This window comes from Kribbella sp. NPDC003557, from assembly GCF_040610805.1.
Classification (GTDB): domain Bacteria; phylum Actinomycetota; class Actinomycetes; order Propionibacteriales; family Kribbellaceae; genus Kribbella.
This window is the reverse complement of record NZ_JBEXMY010000001.1, coordinates 707,249-726,823: the sequence shown is the minus strand read 5'-3', so window position 1 is coordinate 726,823 and position 19,575 is coordinate 707,249. Positions and strand designations below refer to the sequence as shown.

18 protein-coding genes are annotated in these 19,575 nt (G+C 70.6%); 13 read left to right on the top strand and 5 right to left on the bottom strand.

What is annotated here, in order from left to right; genetic code table 11:
- Positions 1-47: 47 nt before the first annotated feature.
- The 6 genes from ABZW60_RS03545 (at position 48) to ABZW60_RS03520 (ending at position 5,538) form a co-directional block, all read left to right on the top strand.
- The gene (locus tag ABZW60_RS03545; RefSeq protein ID WP_355473617.1) at positions 48-1,259 is read left to right on the top strand and encodes a GNAT family N-acetyltransferase; all 1,212 of its coding nucleotides are present in this window, start codon (positions 48-50) and stop codon (positions 1,257-1,259) included.
- Between the two features lie 17 nt (positions 1,260-1,276).
- The gene (locus ABZW60_RS03540) at positions 1,277-1,981 is read left to right on the top strand and encodes a DUF4129 domain-containing protein (RefSeq protein ID WP_355473615.1); all 705 of its coding nucleotides are present in this window, start codon (positions 1,277-1,279) and stop codon (positions 1,979-1,981) included.
- Complete coding sequence (locus tag ABZW60_RS03535) at positions 1,978-2,565, top strand: hypothetical protein (protein ID WP_355473613.1); 588 nt, start codon at positions 1,978-1,980, stop codon at positions 2,563-2,565. Before ABZW60_RS03540 ends, ABZW60_RS03535 begins: the two co-directional genes overlap by 4 nt.
- 9 nt (positions 2,566-2,574) lie before the next feature.
- Entirely contained in the window at positions 2,575-3,564 is a 990-nt protein-coding gene (locus ABZW60_RS03530; protein WP_355473611.1) for a MoxR family ATPase, read from the top strand.
- A complete protein-coding gene (locus ABZW60_RS03525; protein ID WP_355473609.1) occupies positions 3,561-4,874 on the top strand; it encodes a DUF58 domain-containing protein in 1,314 nt (437 codons plus the stop codon). The genes ABZW60_RS03530 and ABZW60_RS03525 overlap by 4 nt, the downstream gene beginning before the upstream one ends.
- Positions 4,875-4,989: 115 nt before the next feature.
- The gene (locus ABZW60_RS03520) at positions 4,990-5,538 is read left to right on the top strand and encodes a hypothetical protein (protein ID WP_355473607.1); all 549 of its coding nucleotides are present in this window, start codon (positions 4,990-4,992) and stop codon (positions 5,536-5,538) included.
- 162 nt (positions 5,539-5,700) lie between these two features.
- Here the strand turns inward: ABZW60_RS03520 and ABZW60_RS03515 are convergent, their stop codons facing one another.
- The gene (locus tag ABZW60_RS03515; protein ID WP_355473605.1) at positions 5,701-6,252 is read right to left on the bottom strand and encodes a TetR/AcrR family transcriptional regulator; all 552 of its coding nucleotides are present in this window, start codon (positions 6,250-6,252) and stop codon (positions 5,701-5,703) included.
- A gap of 92 nt (positions 6,253-6,344) precedes the next feature.
- On the opposite strand from ABZW60_RS03515, the gene ABZW60_RS03510 reads away from it, so the two are divergent.
- Together ABZW60_RS03510 and ABZW60_RS03505 are read left to right on the top strand one after the other, a co-directional pair.
- Complete coding sequence (locus tag ABZW60_RS03510; protein ID WP_355473603.1) at positions 6,345-7,760, top strand: DHA2 family efflux MFS transporter permease subunit; 1,416 nt, start codon at positions 6,345-6,347, stop codon at positions 7,758-7,760.
- Positions 7,761-7,762: 2 nt separating this feature from the next.
- Positions 7,763-8,089 (top strand): MmcQ/YjbR family DNA-binding protein, encoded by a 327-nt coding sequence (locus ABZW60_RS03505; protein WP_355473601.1) that lies wholly within the window; start codon positions 7,763-7,765, stop codon positions 8,087-8,089.
- 386 nt (positions 8,090-8,475) lie between these two features.
- Here the strand turns inward: ABZW60_RS03505 and ABZW60_RS03500 are convergent, their stop codons facing one another.
- Positions 8,476-9,768 (bottom strand): neutral zinc metallopeptidase, encoded by a 1,293-nt coding sequence (locus ABZW60_RS03500; RefSeq protein ID WP_355473599.1) that lies wholly within the window; start codon positions 9,766-9,768, stop codon positions 8,476-8,478.
- Positions 9,769-9,868: 100 nt separating this feature from the next.
- Here ABZW60_RS03500 and ABZW60_RS03495 point away from each other — a divergent pair, with 100 nt between their 5' ends.
- The 3 genes from ABZW60_RS03495 to ABZW60_RS03485 are packed head-to-tail and all read left to right on the top strand — an operon-like array spanning position 9,869 to position 14,248.
- A complete protein-coding gene (locus ABZW60_RS03495; protein ID WP_355473597.1) occupies positions 9,869-11,572 on the top strand; it encodes a DUF885 domain-containing protein in 1,704 nt (567 codons plus the stop codon).
- Positions 11,569-12,759, top strand: coding sequence for a Maf family nucleotide pyrophosphatase (locus ABZW60_RS03490; protein ID WP_355473595.1), 1,191 nt, complete (start codon positions 11,569-11,571; stop codon positions 12,757-12,759). Before ABZW60_RS03495 ends, ABZW60_RS03490 begins: the two co-directional genes overlap by 4 nt.
- A gap of 16 nt (positions 12,760-12,775) precedes the next feature.
- Positions 12,776-14,248, top strand: coding sequence for a hypothetical protein (locus ABZW60_RS03485; protein WP_355473593.1), 1,473 nt, complete (start codon positions 12,776-12,778; stop codon positions 14,246-14,248).
- Between the two features lie 3 nt (positions 14,249-14,251).
- On the opposite strand, the gene ABZW60_RS03480 is transcribed toward ABZW60_RS03485, so the two are convergent.
- The gene (locus ABZW60_RS03480) at positions 14,252-14,611 is read right to left on the bottom strand and encodes a hypothetical protein (protein WP_355473591.1); all 360 of its coding nucleotides are present in this window, start codon (positions 14,609-14,611) and stop codon (positions 14,252-14,254) included.
- A gap of 11 nt (positions 14,612-14,622) precedes the next feature.
- Entirely contained in the window at positions 14,623-14,832 is a 210-nt protein-coding gene (locus ABZW60_RS03475; protein WP_355473589.1) for an acyl-CoA carboxylase subunit epsilon, read from the bottom strand.
- Between the two features lie 72 nt (positions 14,833-14,904).
- Between ABZW60_RS03475 and ABZW60_RS03470 the strand changes: the two genes are divergently transcribed.
- A complete protein-coding gene (locus ABZW60_RS03470; RefSeq protein ID WP_355473587.1) occupies positions 14,905-16,086 on the top strand; it encodes a transposase in 1,182 nt (393 codons plus the stop codon).
- A gap of 31 nt (positions 16,087-16,117) precedes the next feature.
- Here the strand turns inward: ABZW60_RS03470 and ABZW60_RS03465 are convergent, their stop codons facing one another.
- Positions 16,118-17,695, bottom strand: a complete 1,578-nt coding sequence (locus ABZW60_RS03465) for an acyl-CoA carboxylase subunit beta (protein WP_355473585.1) — start codon at positions 17,693-17,695, stop codon at positions 16,118-16,120.
- 90 nt (positions 17,696-17,785) lie between these two features.
- Between ABZW60_RS03465 and ABZW60_RS03460 the strand changes: the two genes are divergently transcribed.
- On the top strand, positions 17,786-19,567 hold the full coding sequence (locus ABZW60_RS03460) for a hypothetical protein (protein WP_355473583.1): 1,782 nt from the start codon (positions 17,786-17,788) through the stop codon (positions 19,565-19,567).
- The last annotated feature ends 8 nt before the right edge of the window (positions 19,568-19,575 follow it).

The window sequence follows — 19,575 nt, the reverse complement described above, 5'->3', positions numbered from 1 at the left end:
GGCGAAAAGGACGGGTGAAGCGCCCGATCGTCTGATAGTCAAGGGACATGGCGATCGAGATCGGGCGGTTCACCGGCGAATGGGACGAGCTCCTGGAGCTCCTGGACATGGCGTTCTCGGCGCCGTGGACCGACGAGCAGTACGAGTCGGAGCGGCGCGTGTGGGAGCGGGAGCGCAGCGTCGTCGCGAGCGAGGACGGACAGCTCGTCGGGCACACCGGCACGTTCTCGCACCTGATGACGGTGCCCGGCGGACAGTTGCCCGTCGCGGGCGTGACGATGGTCGGCGTGCGGGCGACGCACCGGCGGCGCGGCATCCTGCGCGACCTGATGCGCAGGCAGCTGACCGACGTCCACGAGGCCGGCCGCGAGCCGCTGGCGGCGCTGACCGCGAGCGAGCCGGTGATCTACCCGCGGTTCGGGTACGGGCTGGCATCCGATCACCAGGAGATCGTCGTCCCCAAGGCATCGCGTGGGCTGCGCCCGGTGGCCGGCATCGACGACGTCCGGATCCGGCACGTCGACGTCCGCCAGAATCTCGCCCGCTGCGCCGACCTGCGGAACAAGCTCGCCCTGGAGCGGCCCGGCCTGTTCGTGCACGACGAGCGCTGGCAGGAGTACGCGATCAGCAACACCGTCACGCTCAACACCGGCAACGCGTCCAAGCGCCGCTGTGTCGTCGCCGAGCGGGACGGTGAGCTGACCGGTTTCGCGTACTACCGCACGAAGCGGGCCGAGAAGGGGTACGTCGAGGTCCAGCGGGTGCATGCCGTCGACATCGCGTCCCACGCGGCGCTGTGGCGGTACCTGCTCGAGCCGGATCTGCTCAGCGAGACGCGCTGCGAGATAGTCGCGTCGGACGACCCGCTGTTCGACCTGCTGCTCGATCCGCGGGCGCCGGGGCCGATCACCCGGGACGGTCTGTGGGTCCGGACGGTCGACGTCGGGCGCGCGCTCGCGGGCCGGACGTACGCGCGCGACATCGACGTCGTCGTCGAGGTGGTCGACGACTTCCTTCCGTGGAACGCCGGTCGCTGGCATCTGAGCGGCGGACCCGGCGGCGCTTCGTGCGAGTCGGTCACGCGCGACGCCGACCTGACCCTGGACGTCCGCGACCTGGGCGCGGTGTACCTCGGTCGCCCGTCGCTGGAGCGGCTCGGACGCGCGGGTCTGGTCGCCGAGCACACCGCCGGCGCCCTGGCCGCAACCTCGGAAGCGTTTTCCACATCTCGGCTTCCCTTCCTCGACACAGGCTTCTGACGGGGTAGCCTGCCCAGATGCAGACGCAGCGACGGGGTGCGCTCGCGGCGGTCGCCGCACTGCTCGTGGGGGTGGTGGTGGCCGGCTTCGTCGTGCTCGCCTCCGCGAGCGGACCGGTGCGCCCGGTCAGCGACAGCACGCTGAGCTCGAGCCCGCGGCCGCTGCCGACCCAGTCAGTCAACGCGACCCCGCCGCAGCAGTCGCAGCCCACGCCGGCGCTCACGATTCCGCCGGGCAGGACGCCCGGCTGGGTGCTGTCGCTGTGGCAGGCCGTGGTCTACCTGGTGATCGCCGCCGTGGTGGCGTTCGTGATCGTGGTCATCGTCCGGATCGTGCGCCGGGTCCGGCTGCCGCATCTGGAGGCGGAAGAGCCCGACTGGGAGCGGATGAAGACCGAGCGGCTGGCCGAGGCGGTCGACACCGGGCTCGCGCGCATCGACAGCGGGACGGCGACGGACTCGGTCATCGCGTGCTGGGTCGCGCTGGAGCAGGCGGCCGCGTCGGCCGGCGTACCGCGGGATCCGTCCGAGACACCGGCCGAGTTCACCGTACAAGTGCTCGGCGTCGGCGGGATCTCCGAGCAGCAGCTGGTCCGGCTCGGCGAGTTGTATCGCGAGGCGCGGTACTCCACGCACGGCTCGAGCGAAGACGCACGGTGGGAGGCCCGCGCGGCACTGCTGCGACTGCGCGAGGAGCTCACCGCAGGTGAGGCTGCCCGATGACGTCGTACAGCTGGACTCCCTTGGAGGAGAAGGGACCGCCGCCGGAGGTCAAGCGGAAGCGGCGGCTGTGGCCGAGCAAGCTCCTGGTGCAGCACCTCGGGCTGGCGGTGCTGGCGAGTCTGCTGTTCGTGGCGATCTTCAGCGCCGCCGGGATGGCGCCGCGGCCGTTGTGGTTCGTGGCGACGGCGGTCGCGGTCGGTGTGGCCTCACTGGCGATCAGGCTGGTGGTGCCGCAGATCCTGGAGACGGGCTGGCCCGGTCGGCACGACGACAAGCTGGCCGTGCTGCGCGCCCGGAACAACGACAACCGTACGCAATTCGTCGCCACCTGGCTGCAGGAGTCGGGCCGTGAGCGGCGCGCGGGTGAAGGGTCGAGGACGTTCCTGCGCCGGATCCAGCCGCTGCTGTTCGAGCTGGCCACCGATCGGCTGGTGCACCGGCACGGCGTGGACCCCGGGCGCGAGCCGGAGCGCGCCCGGGCGATCACCGGCGACCGGCTCTGGCTGCTGATGACCGACGACGACAAGCGCACCGCGTCCCTCGACGAGATCGAGTACGCGATCCAGACCATCGAGAACCTGTGAGGGATAGCAGTGACTGACGCGGAGTTGACGCTCGGTGAGGTGTCCGCACTGAGCCGGCAGGTGCTGGAGCGGGTCAGCCAGGCCGTGGTCGGGAAGGCCGAGGCGCTGGAGTTGGTGCTGGCGGGCATCCTGGCCGGCGGGCACGTGCTGCTCGAGGACTACCCGGGCCTGGCGAAGACGCTGGCCGCGCGGTCGTTCGCGCAGGCGCTCGGGCTGGAGTTCCGGCGCGTGCAGTTCACGCCGGACCTGCTGCCGTCGGACGTGACCGGCGCGTTCGTGTACGACCAGAAGGAGTCCGAGTTCGTCTTCCGCCCGGGCCCGATCTTCACCGGCCTGCTGCTCGCCGACGAGATCAACCGGACACCGCCGAAGACGCAGGCCGCGCTGCTGGAGTCGATGCAGGAGCACCAGGTCACGGTCGAGGGACAGACGTTCCCGCTGCCCACCCCGTTCCACGTGCTCGCGACTGCGAACCCGGTGGAGTACGAGGGCACCTACCCGTTGCCGGAGGCGCAGCTCGACCGGTTCATGCTGCGGATCGGCTTCGGGTACCCGAGCCCCGCGGAGGAGTGGGAGGTGCTGCGCCGGCGGATGAGCCGCCGTCGCGAGGACCAGTCGGTCGAAGCGGTCACGGATGCCGCGGGCCTGCTCGCGGCGCAACGTGCGGTCGAGACGGTGACGGTCGACGACACTGTCGGTCAGTACTGCGTCGACCTCGCCACCGCCACCCGCCGGGACTCGCAGGTGCTGGTCGGCGCGTCGCCGCGTGGCTCGCTGGCGTTGCTGCTGACGGCGCGGGCGTACGCCGTGATCCAGGGCCGCGACTACGTCGTACCGGAGGACGTGAAGGCGGTCGCGGTGGCCGCGCTCGCGCACCGGATCACCGTGCGGCCCGAGCTGTGGCTGCACGAGGTCACCGGCGCCACGGTCGTCCGCGCGGTCCTCGGCTCGGTCGCGGCACCGCCCACCGTGTCGGACCCGGCCGCCGCCCGCGCATGAGTTGGCGGCCGACGCACGCGCAGATCCGGGCGATCTGCGTCGCCGCGGTGCTGCTCGGCGCCGCCGTCCTGCTCCGGCGACCGGATGCGGCCGTGTTCGGGTTGCCGCTCGCGTTTCTCGCCGCGTGGGGACGGTTCTTCCGCCCTCGGGAACGTCCCGAGGTGCACACCGAGCTGGACGCGGATGTGTTGTTCGAAGGGCAGGGGACGACGTACCGGCTGGTGGTTACTGCATCTGGTTCAGGAGCTGTTGATCCGGACATCGACCTGATCGTGGCGGCGTTGCCGCGGGCCGCGTGGTTCCAGTACGACCCGCCGCAGGCCGCGATCGCCGAGCCGGTCTCGCACGGTGAAGTGCGGCTCGAGGTCGGCGTCCGGTCCAAGCGGTGGGGCCTGCGCTCGTTGGAGCGGCCAACGGTCGCCGCGACGTCGGCCGTCGGGGCGTACCGGGTCCAGGTGACGTCGGCGGAGGCGCTGGCGGTGACGACGCTGCCGTTGCGCGAGGGATTCGCGGCGGTGGACGCCGTACCGCGGCCGGCCGGGCTGGTCGGGTTGCACCGGTCGCGGCGGCCGGGAGAGGGGACGGAGCTGGCCGGCGTCCGGCCGTTCCGGACCGGCGACCGGTTGCGGCGGATCAACTGGGCGGTGTCGGCGCGGACCCAGGAGCTGCACGTCACGTCGACCTGGTCGGACCGCGACACCGAGGTGGTGATCCTGGTCGACACCGGCGGCGAGATCGGGATCAGCGAAGGGATAGACGGGCGGTCCTCGAGTCTCGACACCGCCGTCCGGGCGGCCGCCGCGATCGCCGAGCACTACCTGCGCAACGGCGACCGGGTGCGGCTGATCGACACCGGCAGCCTGTTCCGCGGCGTGCGGTCGGGGAGTGGCCGCGGTCATCTGCGGCGGATCCTGGACACGCTCGTGCACGCGGACCAGCGCGGCCGGCAGCAGGACGAGCAGCAGTTGGCGCGGCGCAACCGGATCCGGTCGGACAGCCTGGTGCTCGTACTGAGCCCGTTGCTGCGGCCGACGATCCTGGGGTACGTCGTCACGCTCGTCCACTCCGGCTGCACGGTGATCGCCGTCGACACGCTGCCGCCGGACGTCGCGTCGATCATGGACCTCGACGCGCACGACGCCCGTACCTGGCCGCTCGCCTGGCGCCTGCGGCTGCTCGAACGCCGCCGCGACCTCGACCGCCTCAGCGACCTCGGCGTACCGACCGTCCGCTGGCAGGGCGCCGGCACCCTGGACGAGGTGCTGCGCGACGCGTCCCGCCTGTCCGCCGCACCGAGGATCCGCTCATGACCGTACTGATGCCACGCCTCCGGCGCGGCGGGTCATGGGGCTGTAACTCCCGTCCTTCCCTCGTCGCTCCGGTCGCTTCGCTCCCTACGCTCCTCAGTCCAGGACGGGAGGCCCCATGACCGCGGACGAACGGATCACGCTGTGGCTCGCGCAACTGCGGGCGTCCGGGCGGGGCGTGCTGATCGCCCGGCTGGTGATCGCGGTGGCGGGCGTCGTCGCGCTCGTCGTGCCCGCGGTCCAGCCGTGGGACCAGGCGGATCTGGTGCCGATCGCCGGCGCGGCGATGCTGGTGGGCACGGTGGTCCTGCCCGACTCGCTGGCCGGGGTGATCTTCCTGCTCGTGGTGATGCTCGGCTGGCTGATGCGCGGACCCGCCGCGCCGAGCTGGGGCCTCGTCGTCACGGCTGTGGCGCTCGTCCTCGTCCATCTGGCGGCAGCGTTCGCCGGGCAGCTGCCGTCGTACGCCCGCGTCCACCGGGCCGCCCTGCGCCGCTGGTGGTTGCCTGGGGCAATCGCCGTGCTGCTGGCGCCGCTCGTGGCCGGAGCGGCAGCCCTGATCCGGGGCGCCGACGTGGCCGGCTCGCTCCTGGTGACGGTCGCCGCCATCATCCTGACCGCCGCCACCATCTGGTTCACCGCCGGCCAGGAACTGGGCCGCGACTAGGCCCTGTCTGGTAATCCATCGCCTACTGCGGGGCACTCGGCACGGCACCTCGCCGCACTGGCGCAAAGACCACGATGGATCCGCATCGAGGCCTTCGCTCCAGCACGCCGAGGCGCCGCACCGAGCACCTCCTCGCGACGGCGCTGGATTACCAGGCAGGACCTAGGGAGCGCCCTGGCCGAACGTGCTGGTGATCTCCTCGGCCCAGGGCATCGAGATGGCGTCGGGGCCGAGGACCTGCATCGCCGACATGACGGTGATCAGCATGCCCACGGACAGGAACTCCCGCGCCTCCTGCGGTGACGCGCCGGTGAGGTCGCGGACCAGGGTGTAGATGCTGCCGAAGCGCTCGCGGACGCAGTCGCCGATGGCCGGGTCGCCGCTGGCCGAGAAGCCGTGCAGCAGGACCAGCAGGAGCTCGGGCTCCGACAGCAACTGCTCGTAGTTGCGGCCCAGCGCGCTCAGCTCCGGTGTGTCGGCCGCGGCCTCGCGGAAGATCTCCTCGATCCGCCCGCAGACGCTGCGGAGAGCGGCCAGGAACAGCTGCTGCTTGGTCCCGAACAGCCGGATCACGTACGGCTGGGAGACCCCGGCCAGGCGGGCGATCTCGTCGGTCTTGGTGCCCTCGTACCCGGACGCTGCGAACGCCTGCACCGCGGCCCGCAGCACCTCGTCGCCGCGCTCCTTGGCGGTCAGCCGGACCCTAGTCGTCATCCGTGCTCCTTCCACTCCCTTGACATGTTATCAGTGGATGCATACTCTCGTCATCAAGCTTGTTATCAGTCAATTACAACTAGGAGTACGAGATGACCTCGACCGCTCTCGACGAGAGGGAAGTGGTGGCGGTTCCGCGGCGCCGTGGGCTCGGTGTGGTGCTCGCCGCGGTGGGGATCCCGACCTTCATGGTCACGCTGGACAACTTGGTGGTGACGAACGCGCTGCCGGTGATCAAGTCCGAGCTGGGCGCGTCGCTGTCGGACCTGCAGTGGTTCGTGAACGCCTACACGCTCGCGTTCGCCGCGCTGCTGCTGACCGCGGCCGCGATCGGCGACCGGCTCGGCCGGCGGCGGGTGTTCCTGGCCGGGATCGCGCTGTTCACGCTCGCCTCGGCCGCCTGCGCGCTGGCCACCGAGCCGTGGATGCTGATCGGGGCCCGCGCGATCCAGGGCATCGGCGCGGCGGCCGTGATGCCGCTGTCGCTGACGTTGCTCGCGGGCGCCGTACCGGAGAAGCTGCGCAGCGCCGCGATCGGCATCTGGGGCGGCATCTCCGGCCTCGGGATCGCCGTCGGTCCGGTGGTCGGCGGAGCCGTCGTGGACGGGATCAACTGGCAGTGGATCTTCTGGCTGAATGTCCCGATCGGCGCGATCGCCGTGGTGCTCGCGGCACGGGTTCTGAGCGAATCGCGTGGCACGGCGCAGCGGCTCGACCTGCTCGGGTTGGTGCTCGCGAGCTCCGGCGTACTGTCCGTGGTCTGGGGTGTCGTGCACGGGGCCGACGACGGCTGGACGTCCGCGGGCGTGCTGGGCTCGTTGATCGCGGGCGGCGTACTGCTGGCCGCGTTCCTCGGCTGGGAGCGGCGTACGCCGGCGCCGATGCTGCCGCTGCGGTTGTTCTCGGTCCGCTCGTTCAGCGTGGTGAATGTGGTGGCGTTCACGTTCGCGGTCGGGGTGTTCGGCGCGGTGTTCCTGCTGGCGCAGTTCTTCCAGGTGGTGCAGGGATACACGCCGTTCCAGTCCGGTGTCCGTACGTTGCCGTGGACCGCGGCTCCGCTCGTCGTCGCGCCGATCGCAGGGTTGATCGTCGACCGGGTCGGCCCGCGCACGCTGATCGTTGCCGGGCAGGCGTTGCTGGCCGTCGCGCTCGGGTGGATCGCGCTGATCACCACGGCGACCACGCAGTACGGCGACCTCGTCGTACCGTTCATCCTCGCCGGTATCGGTATGGGCCTGACCTTCGCACCGTCCGCGAGCGTCGTGATGGCGAGCGCGTCGGACGCCGACCGCGGGGTCGCGTCCGGCACGAACAACACGATCCGCGAGGTAGGCGTCGCGATGGGCGTCGCCATCCTGGCGTCGGTCTTCGCGTCCTCCGGCTCATATGAGTCCCCAGTTCAGTACGCCGCCGGCCTGGTCCCGGCCGTCTGGACCGGAGCAGCAGTCGTCGCCGCCGGCACCCTCGTCGCGCTCCTGCTGCCGGGGCGTGAACGCTCTAGAGTGTGAGCGTGCTGGACGCTGAGGACGTACGACGGATCGCGCTTTCTTTCCCGGAGACGGTCGAGAAGGAGCGCTGGGGGCATCCGACGTTCGACGTGGCGGGGAGGATGTTCGTCACGGTGCCGGACGACCGCACGTCGTTCGCGGTCCGGTGCCCGCGGCTGGAGCGCGACGAACTGATCGCCGCCGAGCCCCACAAGTTCTGGGTACCGAAACACGAGGCGGGCTCGAACTGGGTCCGAGCCCGCCTCGAAGCCCTCGAAGACCCCGAAGAACTCCACGACATCCTCGCCGACTCCTGGCGCCAGGTAGCCCCACCAGACCTCGTCAACTGACGTTGACCGCACTTCGGGGATGCGGCCGGTCGTAGGCGGGTGAACGTCGGCCTGGCTTCCGGTTGTTCCAAGAGAAGAGCCGGGGCCTAAGACCATGGTTTCGAGGACTTGAGGAAACCTTCGCATGGCGTCACCCAGCGGTCTCCGCCGAACGTCGAACGCGATGAGCAACTGTTCATCGTCGGTCAGCGGCGTGAGAACCCGCGTGGTGTCTTGCCGAGCCAGCTGGCTCAGCTCAGGGAGTCGCCGCATCCACTGCGTACGGATGGCAGCGCGACGAGAGCCGGCAAGCTGACCCAGCCAGGCACCCAACTAACTCTAATTTCTTTCTGTTCTTTCTTTGCTTTTCTTTTCTTGGATTTCTGTGCTTCTCAATCTCTGCTTCCTCAGCTGACGTTGGCTGGGGAGGCTGAGAAGGTGTTGCAGGTGGCTGGGTTGGCTGTGTTGAAGGATTTGCCCATGAAGCGTGCTTGGCTGGCTACGCTGCCGTGGTCGCCTTCTTCGGGCTTGTCGCCGGCGGTGACGACGTACTTCTTCCAGACGTACAGCAGGTTTCCGTTGATCGGGTAGCTGCGCTTGTTCGCGGCCAGGAAGACGCCGGCGAAACAGTTCGCCTGCAGCTCCATCCGGCGCGTCATCCGCGTCCGGCCCTCGTAGTCCGGCTGCTCGTAGCGCAGGTTGCTGGACGCCTGCAGGATCCCGGTCATGAACTGCACGCTGTGCCCGTACTCGTGCGCGATCGACCGGCTGTACCACATCCGCGCGTACGCCTGACCGATCGGATCGCCCGGGTACTGCGTGTACGCCTTCACGAAGACGTCCACCTTCATGTACATCATGTGGTTGCCCGAGCAGTAGAACGGTACGGCGACCGGCCCGTCACCGCACGGCGTCGACATCGAGGTCCCGGACCAGTACGTCATCCGCGGCGCCGTGAACTTGTACCCGGCCTTCGCCACCAGCGGCGCCCACGACCTGTCCAGGCACGGCTTGATCGCGGCCCAGTACTTGGCGGCGTTCGTGGCGTTGGTCGGGCGGACCTTCGGCTCCTTGCAGTTGACCGTCGCCATCTGGCCGACCTTGTAGAGAGCGTTCTTGCCGACCACGACCGCGTCCGACGGCTTGTTCGGCGTGCTCGACGTCTCCGTCGTGGTGGGCTCGGTCGTCGTCGGCTCCGTGGTGGTCGGCTCCTCAGTGGGCGACTCGGTCGGCTCCTCGGTCGGCGACCCGGTCGGCGTGGTCGGCTCCGGGGTGTACCGCGACGGCGTCACCGGCGGCGTGGTGACGTCGGTGGTTGCCTTCCGCACCAGGCCGATGATCGCGCCGCCGACGACAGCGATCCCGACGATCGTCAGGATCGCGATCAGCGGCGCCTTCGACTTCTTCCGCGGCTTCTGCGGCTGCCATCCCATCTGGGGAACACCGGGACCGCCAGGACCGAAGCTCGGACCCCAGCCGAATCCAGGCCCCTGCTGCTGTTGCGGTGGCGCGCCGTACTGCGGCTGACCGCCGTACTGACCGGGAGGCGGACCCTGGGGCGGACCGCCGTACGGGCCTTGCGGCGGCGGGCCGTACTGGCCGGGCGGAGGACCCTGCGGCGGCGGGCCGTACTGACCCGGGGGCGGGCCCTGCTGGTACGGCGGGTTCTGGCCGGGCGGCCCGTAGGGTGGCTGGCTCAACGCCGTTCCTCTCGTCCCTCGTGCTGGCATTCAGCGACCGTCACAGTATCGGCAACCATCAGGTCAGCTCCGGCGACCCTCGACAGGTAGGGTCGATCAGGTGACCGATGCCGTGCCTGATTCCCGTACGCCGGACAGCCCGATCGATCGGCTCGCCGAACGGCACCTCGAGCAGGAGATCGTGCTCGACCCGCTGCTGGCGACCGAGCTGGGCGTCACCGACCACGACCACGAGCTGCCGGACTTCACCCCGGCCGGGTTCGGGGCGCGGATCGAGCTGACCCGCGGCTCGCTGGCCGGGGCCGCGTCGATCGAGCCGGGCAGCCCGCGCGAGGAGGTCGCGAAGGACGCCTTCGTGGAGCGGCTCGGCCTGGAGCTCGAGCGCTACCAGGCCGGCGTACCGCAGCACCAGCTGAACTCGATCGCCTCGGTGCCGGTGGCGTTGCGGCAGGTGTTCGACCTGATGCCGACCGCGACGTCGCACGACTGGGAGATCGTCGCGATCCGGCTCAACCAGATCGGTACGGCGCTCGACGGGTACCGCGACACGCTGCTCGAGCAGGCGGATCAGGGCCGGGTCTCGGCCGTCCGCCAGGTGACCGGGCTGGCCGAGCGGATCGCCAGCTGGACCGGTGCCGAGGGCGACGACTTCTTCGGCGGACTGGCCGCGCAGGCGCCGGACGACGCCGTCAAGCCGGCCGTCGAGGCCGCGGCCGCCGCGGCGCGCAAGGCCTTCGACCAGTTCGGCGCGTGGCTGACCAGCGACCTGGCCCCGCGGGCGCCGGAGCGCGACGCGTGCGGCCGTGAGGTGTACGAGCTGGCGTCGCGGAGCTTCCTGGGCGCGAAGGTCGACCTCGAGGAGACGTACGCCTGGGGCTGGCAGGAGCTGGCCCGGATCGAGAACGCCATGCAGGAGATCGCGGCCGGGCTGAACGGCGGCGACCGGAGCATCGAGGCGGCCGCGGCGCTGCTGGACAACGACCCGGCCCGGACCATCCAGGGCAAGGAGGCGTTCCGGGACTGGATGCAGCAGCTGTCCGACACGGCTGTCACGGAGCTGGCCGGCACGCACTTCGACATCCCGGACGAGATCCGCAGGCTGGAGTGCATGATCGCGCCGACCTCGGACGGCTCGATCTACTACACGCAGCCGAGCGAGGACCTGACCACGCGGCCGGGCCGGATGTGGTGGGCGGTGCCGAACGGCGTCGACAAGTTCGCCACCTGGCGCGAGGTCACGACGGTGTACCACGAGGGCGTGCCGGGGCATCACCTCCAGTGCGCGCAGACGATGCTCCGCACCGACCTGCTGAACCGCTGGCAGCGGCTGGCCTGCTGGGTCTCCGGCCACGGTGAGGGCTGGGCGCTGTACGCCGAACGTCTGATGGAGGAGCTCGGCTACCTCGAGGACCCCGGCGCGCGCCTCGGCATGCTGGACGCGCAGGGCTTCCGCGCGGCCCGGGTGATCGTCGACATCGGGATGCACCTGGAGCTGGAGGTGCCGCGGGACAACCCGTTCGGCTGGCGGCCGGGCGAGCGGTGGACCGCCGACCTCGGGTTCGAGTTCCTGCGGGCGCACTGCCGGATGGAGACCGAGTTCCTCCAGGCCGAGCTGAGCCGGTACCTCGGGTGGCCGGGCCAGGCACCGGCGTACAAGGTCGGTGAGCGGATCTGGCTGCAGGCGCGCGAGGAAGCCAGGCAGCGCAAGGGTTCCGCGTTCGACCTGCGGGCCTTCCACTCCGATGCGCTGAACCTCGGATCGATCGGCCTGGACCCGCTGCGACGCGCGATGGCGAAGCTGTGAGCCCCCGGTTCGTCCTGGCGTCGGCGTCGCCGGCCAGGCTGAAGACGTTGCGGGCCGCGGGCATCGAGCCGGAGGTGATCGTCTCCGGTGTCGACGAGGACAACGTCACCGCGGAGAACCCCGGCGAGCTCGCGCGTGTGCTCGCCACGCTGAAGGCCCGCGCGGTCGTCGCGAACCTGACGGACCACGCGACCGTGCTCGGCTGCGACTCGGTCCTGGAGTTCGACGGGCAGCCGTACGGCAAGCCCGAGACACCGGACATCGCCCGCGAGCGGTGGCGGATGATGCGCGGGCGCAGCGGCGTGCTGCACACCGGCCACTGCCTGATCGACACCTCCGCGAAGCAGGAGCTGCGGGAGCTGTCGTCCACGAAGGTCCAGTTCGCGGACCTGACCGACGAGGAGATCGACGCGTACGTCGCGACCGGCGAGCCGCTCGTCGTCGCCGGCGCCTTCACCGTCGACGGCCTCGGCGGCCCGTTCGTGACGGCGATCGAGGGCGACTACCACAACGTCGTTGGCCTCTCGCTGCCGCTGCTGCGCCGGATGCTGATCGAGGTCGGGATGCCCTGGCCGGAGCTGTGGAAGACCCAGCAGCCGTTCACCTACGACGAGACCGTCGCCTCGTCGTACGACGAGACGCGCGGCGGCGTCGTCCGCGCGGAGGCCGCCGCCCGCGCGGTCGACTCCCTGCTGCCGAAGGGCGGACGCGTCCTCGAGCTCGCGGTCGGGACGGGCATCGTCGGTGCGGAGCTGGTTGCTCTCGGCAACCTGGTGCACGGCGTCGACCTGTCCACCGCGATGCTGCGGCGCGCGCGGGTCCGGCTCCCCGGGCACGTGGCGGCGGCGGACGCGACCCACCTCCCGGTGGCCGACCGCCGGTGCGACGCGGTCGTCGCGGTCTGGCTCCTGCACCTGCTCAACGACAGCGAGCCGGTGATCGCCGAGGTCGCCCGGGTACTCCGTACCGACGGCGTCTTCGTCACCACCACCGAGAAGTCCGACGCCAGCCGTTACGCCGACAGTCGAGTCCCCGACGAGACCCGCTCCCAGGACGCGCTCTCCCACCTGGTCGCGACCGCCGCCCGGTACGGCCTCGCCCTCGACGGCGCCACGACCTTCCCCGGCCCACCCCGCACCACCGGCAACGCCCCGGTGTATCCGCTGGTCCGCTTCCGTCGGACCTGACCGCTAGGGTCCACCCGTGGACGAGTACATCAACGGTGTCCGGGTGGTGCGGCACCCCGGCGAACAGCGGCAGACCGACGTCACCCTGACCTTCGCCGTCGGCAGCCGGGACGAGACGCTGCGCACGATCGGGGTCGCGCACGCGCTCGAGCACCTGGTGATGTACAGCGTCCGCGACCTGCCGATCGAGATGAACGCCGAGGTCGACCTGCTGACCACCACGTTCGTCGCGTCGGGCTCACCGGCGCGGGTCGGCGAGTTCCTCGACCGCGTCTGCCGCGCGCTCGCCGCGCCGCCGGTCGGCCGGCTCGCGCTCGAAGCGGGCGTGCTGGCCGCGGAGGAGGGCAACGTCGCGTACCCGGTGGTCGCGTTTCTGTTCAACGTGCGGTTCGGTGCTCGCGGACCCGGGCTCGCCTGGCTGGAAGGCGCCGGGTACGACGGACTCACGCCGGAGCATGTGCTGTCCTTCGCGAAGGAATGGTTCGTCCCCGCGAACGCGGTGCTGCAGGTGACCGGCCCGCTCCCCGACGGACTCGAGCTGGCGTTGCCGAGCGGCCCGGCGCCGGTGCGAGTGCTACCGCCGGCGCGGTCCTTCGACGGTCCGGTCGTGGTCGGGCACGGCATTCCAGCGGCCGGCGTAGTGCTCTCCTTGCCGGCGGACGACGACGTACGGCTCTCGACGCTCACGATCATGACGCTGCGCCAGCGGATCGAGGAGAAGTGCCGCTTCGTCGGCGGGCACAGCTACGAGATCGGCCTCGACATGGTGGCGGGTCCGGACGGATCGACCGACTGGGTCGTGTACGCCGAGGCGCGTGACGGCAGCGAGGAAGCGGTGTCCCGGGCGGTCGTCGCGGCCCTGACCGACCTCGCGGAGAACGGGCCGACGCCGTCCGAGCTGGCGCACCAGATCGCGCGCGCCGAGGAGAGCCTGGTCGCCGACGATCCCGAGGCGCGGCGCGCGGTCAGCAACGCGATGAGCCGGATCGTCGGCGAGCCCGAATTGCCGCGGGTCGATCCGGCGCGGCTGGCGGCGGTGCAGGCGTCGGACATCGCCGCCGTACTCAAGGCCGCGCTGCCCGGTGCGATCGGGTACGGCGACGAGCACGCGCTGGCGGTCTGGCAGGAGGCAGGGTTCACGCTCGCGGCGCCGTGCCCGGTCATCGCCGAACTGCCGGCCGGCCGTACCTTCAAGCCGCCGCTCACCGCGCGGGCGTTCGTCAAGGAGGCTCGCTCGATGCTGTGGGTCCGCACCGACGACGCGCTCGTCCTGCGCGACGAGGACGGCATCCATCAGGTCCGCTGGGACGAGATCGCGGGCGTGCTGCGCAGCCCCGACGGCATGACCCTGGTCTTCGGCGCGAACGGCTGCACGATCCCCGTCGACCCGGACATGTTCCGCGGCGCCACCGCCGTCGTCGACGAACTCACGGCCCGTGTCCCCGCCGGCCTCTGGTTCGACGAGTCCAAGCTCGGCGGCGACGACTAACGGTCAGGCGGTGAGGCCGGTCTTCTGGTCGAGGTACTGCAGGAGGTCGTGCGCGGCCAGCTCGACGGCCTTGTGCCGCCATTCGGAGGCTCGGTAGACCGAGGCGATCAGGGCGGTGCGGTGGATGCGGCGGAAGTCGCCGAGCACGAACCCGTAGCGCGCCTTGGTCTCCTCGCCGGCGCCTTCGGTGAGCCCGAGGTGCCAGGCGCCGTACTCCTGCCAGCTGTGCTTGTCCAGGTACGAGTTCTGGTCCTCGGCCCGCGGCTGCACCTCACCCCAGTCGCTGTCCAGCACGTACTGCCGCGCGTCGATCAGCTTCCGCGCGTGGTCGACCGCCTCGGGATTGACCGCGTATCTCGCCATACCGCCAGTGTTTACGGATGAGCGCTGGCGCGCCACTGACCGGGGCCGGGGTGGAACGGGGTGCGGGCGTTGCGCCAGTACGTCGCCCAGTTGCTGGCGCGACCGGACTCAGGCTCGGCGGCAGGCACGGCGGCGCGCGCGGCGACGACCGCGATCAGGGCCGCAAGCTCTTCAGGCGTCGGGTCGCCCTTGACGATCTTCAGTACGGTGTTCTCGCTCATCGGCTACCTGCCCTCGGGCATCAGGAGTTGTCGGTGCAGTCTGTTTGATTATGGGTTGTGTCCAGGTTCCGGATGTATCCGACTCCCGCGCAGCAGGTTGCGCTGCTGGAGCAGTGCAGACATGCGCGGCACGTTTGGAACCTGGCGCTCGAGCAGTGGTCGATGTGGACGCGAGACAGGCGCCCTACACCCGGTTACGTCGAGCAATGCCGGCAGTTGACCGAAGCACGCGCTGCTTTCGGCTGGCTGCGGAGCGGGTCGCAGACGGTGCAGCAGCAGGCGTTGCGGGACTTCGCGCGGGCCGTGAAGAACTTCTACGGCGGAAGCCATCGGCGACCGACCTGGCGCAAGGCTGGGCAGCACGAAGCATTCCGCATCGTCGGCAGTCAGGCCTCCCGAATCGTCAAGCTCAACCGCAGCTGGGCCAAGGCGCTCGTGCCGAAGGTCGGCTGGGTCCGTTTCCGGCTGTCCCGTACCGCACCGGATGCGAAGTCGTACCGGATCACCCGCAACCGTTCGGGCCACTGGCATATCGCGTTCGCTGTGATTCCGGCGCCGATCCCTGCACCGGGCAGCGGCGAGGTCGTCGGCGTGGACCGCGGCGTCAGCGTCTCGGCGGCACTGAGTACTGGCGAGCTCCTGGTATGTCCCGTGCCGTCGAAGCGCGTACGCGCGCGGATCAAGCTTCTGCAGCGTCGCCTCAGCCGCTGCCGTCGCGGCTCGAATCGACGTCGCCGAGTCAAGGCCGCGATCGCAAAGCTGCATGCTCGGTCCGCGAACCGGCGTAAGGACTGGTTGGAGAAGACCAGCACCGACCTCCCCCGCCGGTTCGACCTGATCCGGGTCGAAGACCTGCGCATCGCGTCGATGACCAAACGCTCGAAGCCCAAACCCGACGCGCAGCGACCAGGCAGCTTCTTCCCGAACCGTCGCCGCGCCAAGGCCGGACTGAATCGCAGCATTCTGGCCAACGGCTGGGGCGAGCTGGTACGTCGTCTCCAGGACAAGGCGCCGGGACGGGTTGAGCGAGTCAACCCCGCGTACACATCGCGGACCTGCAGCGTCTGCGGGCATTGCTCGCCGGAGAACCGCGAGAGCCAAGCGGTCTTCCGGTGCGTGGCCTGTGGACACCACGCAAACGCGGACGTGAACGCGGCAATCAACATCGCGGCCGGACGGGCCGTCAGCGCACGCCGAGAGACGCCAGTACGGGTCTCGCCGAAGCGTGAACCTCAACTCTCTGCCTCCGCGTAGAAGCTGAAATCCTCGATGCTCGGGGAGGACGTCAAAGTGGAATGTTCCCATGCTTCTTCGGGGGCAGGGTGTCGCGCTTGGTGCGGAGGAGGCGGAGGGCGCGGACGATCTCGGCGCGGGTCTCGCTGGGCTTGACGACCGCGTCGATGTAGCCGCGTTCGGCGGCGATGTACGGGTTCGCGAGGTGGTCCTCGTACTCGGTGATCAGCTGCTGGCGACGGCTCTCCGGCTCCTCGGCGCCGGCCAGTTCGCGGCGGTACAGGATGTTCACCGCGCCCTGCGCGCCCATCACCGCGATCTGCGCGGTCGGCCAGGCGATGTTCATGTCCGCGCCGAGGTGCTTCGACCCCATCACGTCGTACGCGCCGCCGTAGGCCTTCCGGGTGATCACGGTGATCATCGGCACGGTCGCCTCGGCGTAGGCGTAGATCAGCTTGGCGCCGCGGCGGATGATGCCGTTCCACTCCTGGTCGGTGCCGGGCAGGAAGCCCGGGACGTCGACGAACGTGAGGATCGGCAGGTTGAACGCGTCGCAGGTGCGGACGAACCGGGCCGCCTTCTCCGACGCGTCGATGTCGAGGGTGCCCGCGAACTGCATCGGCTGGTTCGCGACCACGCCGACCGGGCGGCCCTCGACGCGGCCGAAGCCGACGATCATGTTCGGCGCGAACAGCGCCTGCACCTCGAGGAAGTCGCCGTCGTCGACGACCGCCTCGATCGCGGTGTGCATGTCGTACGGCTGGTTCGGCGAGTCCGGGATCAGCGTGTCCAGTGCCAGGTCGGTCTCGGTGAAATCCAGGTCCGCGGGGGCGTCGTACACCGGCGGGTCCTCGAGGTTGTTCTGCGGCAGGTGACCGACGAGCGCCTTCACCCACTCGATCGCGTCCTCCTCGTCGGAGCCGAGGTAGTGCGCGTTGCCGGACTTGGTGTTGTGCGTCCGGGCGCCGCCGAGCTCTTCCTGGCTGACATCCTCGCCGGTGACGGTCTTGATCACGTCCGGCCCGGTGATGAACATGTACGACGACTCGTCGACCATCACGGTGAAGTCGGTGACCGCGGGGGAGTAGACCGCGCCGCCGGCGCACGGGCCCATGATCAGCGAGATCTGCGGGATCACCCCGGACGCGCGGACGTTGCGGCGGAAGATCTCGCCGTACAGCCCGAGGCTGACCACGCCCTCCTGGATCCGGGCGCCGCCGGAGTCGTTGATACCGATCAGCGGGCAGCCGATCTTCATCGCCAGGTCCATCACCTTGACGATCTTCTCGCCGAACACCTCGCCGAGGCTGCCGCCGAAGACGGTGAAGTCCTGCGCGAACACACACACCTGCCGGCCGTCGATGGTGCCGAACCCGGTCACCACGCCGTCGCCGTACGGCCGGTTCGCGTCCAGCCCGAAGCTCGTCGACCGGTGCCGGGCGAACTCGTCCAGCTCGGAGAAGGAGCCCTCGTCCAGCAGCAGCCCGATCCGCTCGCGGGCGGTCTTCTTGCCGCGCGCATGCTGCTTCTCCACCGCGCGCTCCGACCCGGCGTGCACGGCCTCGTCGAGCCGGTGCTCGAGGTCCGCGATCTTCCCCGCGGTGGTGTGGATGTTCACGGTCTCTCCCATGAACGGGCAGCCTACGCGCCAGTACGCCGTACCGCCTGTGACCTCGCTCGCAGGCCGCGTCCTGAACCGGTCCGGCGATAGATTTCCGGCGTGGCCGACCCCGTCGAGAGACTCGTCCAGCAGGTGACCCGGCTCGTCGAGAGGGACACCGTCGACGGTGTCGCTTCGCGCCGGCCGATCGAGCTGAGCGACGGCCATGTGGAGATGATCCAGCCGCTCGCCGACAACCTGGACCTGCCGGGACGGCTGGCGACGACGCTCCGGGTGGTCTCGAACCACCAGGACGGGCGGTGGTACGACCGGCGGGCGGACGCCCGCGCCGGGCTGACCGAACTGGTCGCACTGTGCGCGGACGCGCTCGAGCCGGACCCGTCGCTGCCGCCGCCCGTCGACGCCGGGGCACGACAGCGGCTGGCACGGGCCGTGACCAGGGCGTACGCCGCCAACGCGACACCGCGACTGGTCGCGGGTCTGTTCCCCGACGGGCGACCGGACGACCTCGGGCGGTTCGCGCCGCCGCAGCTCGAAGGGGATGTCGCGGCCGCCCGGGCGATGGCAGTCGCGATCGGGGCCCGGACAGGGCTCGGGGAGGACGGGGTGCTGAAGCGGTTGGTTGCCGCCGGCCACGGTGGGACGGCGTACGAGGCGGCCGAGATGCTGCTGGAGACCCGGCCGGACTACGAACGCCTTCCGGCGGAACAACGGCCCGGGATCCGGCGGCACCTGGCTCGCAGCATCGAGGCAGGGTTCGTCGTGCGGGACGTCCGGGAGGCCAGGGCGCGCGAGCTGACCGAGCAGCTGGAGAACCGGCGCGAGGACGTCACCGGCGGCGCCGGCACGATCGACACGGCGAGCGGGATGGCGACCGACGAGCTCGGCAAGTTGCACGCGTTCCTGCAGAAGATCGACTACTGGGAACGCAGCGACCCGCGGCCGGCGGGAGACGTCCGGGCGATCGTTGCCCGGGAGCTCGTGTCCAGGGTCGAGCACCACGCCGGCATCCAGGCCGACCTGACGAACGCCCAGCTGACGTCGCCGTCCGCCGTGACGGCCGCCGCGGCCGAGACGATGGTGGCGACGTCGGCGATCCCCGCCGAACACCGGGAAGCCGCCGCCGCGGCGACGGCCGGCATGCTGGCCGAGGGATTCGACGAACTGGCGGCCCTGGAGACCACCTGGAGAGCAGGCGGCGCGGATGTGAACCGGCAGGCCGCGCTGTACGGCGCGACCCTCGGGGACCGGACACTCGCGGCCGTCCGTACGTTCGAGCAGCAGGCGCCTGAATCGCCGGGCGCGGATGCGGGCCGCGGCGCGGAGGTGGGGTACGACGCCTTCGACACCGAACGCCGCCGCATCACCCGCGCCTGGGGCCGCGACATCACCGACCCCGAACAACTGGCCGCAGCCGTCAGCGATCTGCGCGAGCAGGCCACAGCGATCGCCGACCCGGATGCTCGAACCAAGGCAGAGCGCTACCTGGAGAGTCTGGGCGAGCTGGTCACCGAGGCCCGTGGCGCGGAGAGCGAGCACGTTCGGCGGGCTTCCGACGTCCTGCTGCGGTCGACCGGACCGGACGGGACCGCGGACGAGCGCCGTGCTCGCGCCGCGGCCGGAATGCTCGAGATCACCCGGATCGCCGCCGAGGCGCCGACCGCCGGCGAGCGGGACGCCGTCCTCGAGATGAACGAGCCCCTGGCCGTGATCGTGGACCTGCACGACAGCGGCGCGGGCCGTGGCGCGGAGGGACCGGAGGCGCGGTTCGCGATGGACCCGGCGATCGCGCCCGCGGGCACGATCGCTGCTCCGGACGCGCCGGCCGCCGCGCGTCCGAACGCCCAGGCCGAGTCCAAGGCGCCCGTCCGTGACAGGTGAACATGCGA

Coding starts and splice junctions, on each gene's coding strand:
- ABZW60_RS03545 (WP_355473617.1), top strand. CDS start 48: ATGGCGATCGAGATCGGGCGGTTCACCGGCGAATGGGACGAGCTCCTG.
- ABZW60_RS03540 (WP_355473615.1), top strand. CDS start 1,277: ATGCAGACGCAGCGACGGGGTGCGCTCGCGGCGGTCGCCGCACTGCTC.
- ABZW60_RS03535 (WP_355473613.1), top strand. CDS start 1,978: ATGACGTCGTACAGCTGGACTCCCTTGGAGGAGAAGGGACCGCCGCCG.
- ABZW60_RS03525 (WP_355473609.1), top strand. CDS start 3,561: ATGAGTTGGCGGCCGACGCACGCGCAGATCCGGGCGATCTGCGTCGCC.
- ABZW60_RS03520 (WP_355473607.1), top strand. CDS start 4,990: ATGACCGCGGACGAACGGATCACGCTGTGGCTCGCGCAACTGCGGGCG.
- ABZW60_RS03515 (WP_355473605.1), bottom strand. CDS start 6,252: ATGACGACTAGGGTCCGGCTGACCGCCAAGGAGCGCGGCGACGAGGTG.
- ABZW60_RS03510 (WP_355473603.1), top strand. CDS start 6,345: ATGACCTCGACCGCTCTCGACGAGAGGGAAGTGGTGGCGGTTCCGCGG.
- ABZW60_RS03480 (WP_355473591.1), bottom strand. CDS start 14,611: ATGGCGAGATACGCGGTCAATCCCGAGGCGGTCGACCACGCGCGGAAG.
- ABZW60_RS03475 (WP_355473589.1), bottom strand. CDS start 14,832: ATGAGCGAGAACACCGTACTGAAGATCGTCAAGGGCGACCCGACGCCT.
- ABZW60_RS03470 (WP_355473587.1), top strand. CDS start 14,905: ATGTATCCGACTCCCGCGCAGCAGGTTGCGCTGCTGGAGCAGTGCAGA.
- ABZW60_RS03465 (WP_355473585.1), bottom strand. CDS start 17,695: ATGGGAGAGACCGTGAACATCCACACCACCGCGGGGAAGATCGCGGAC.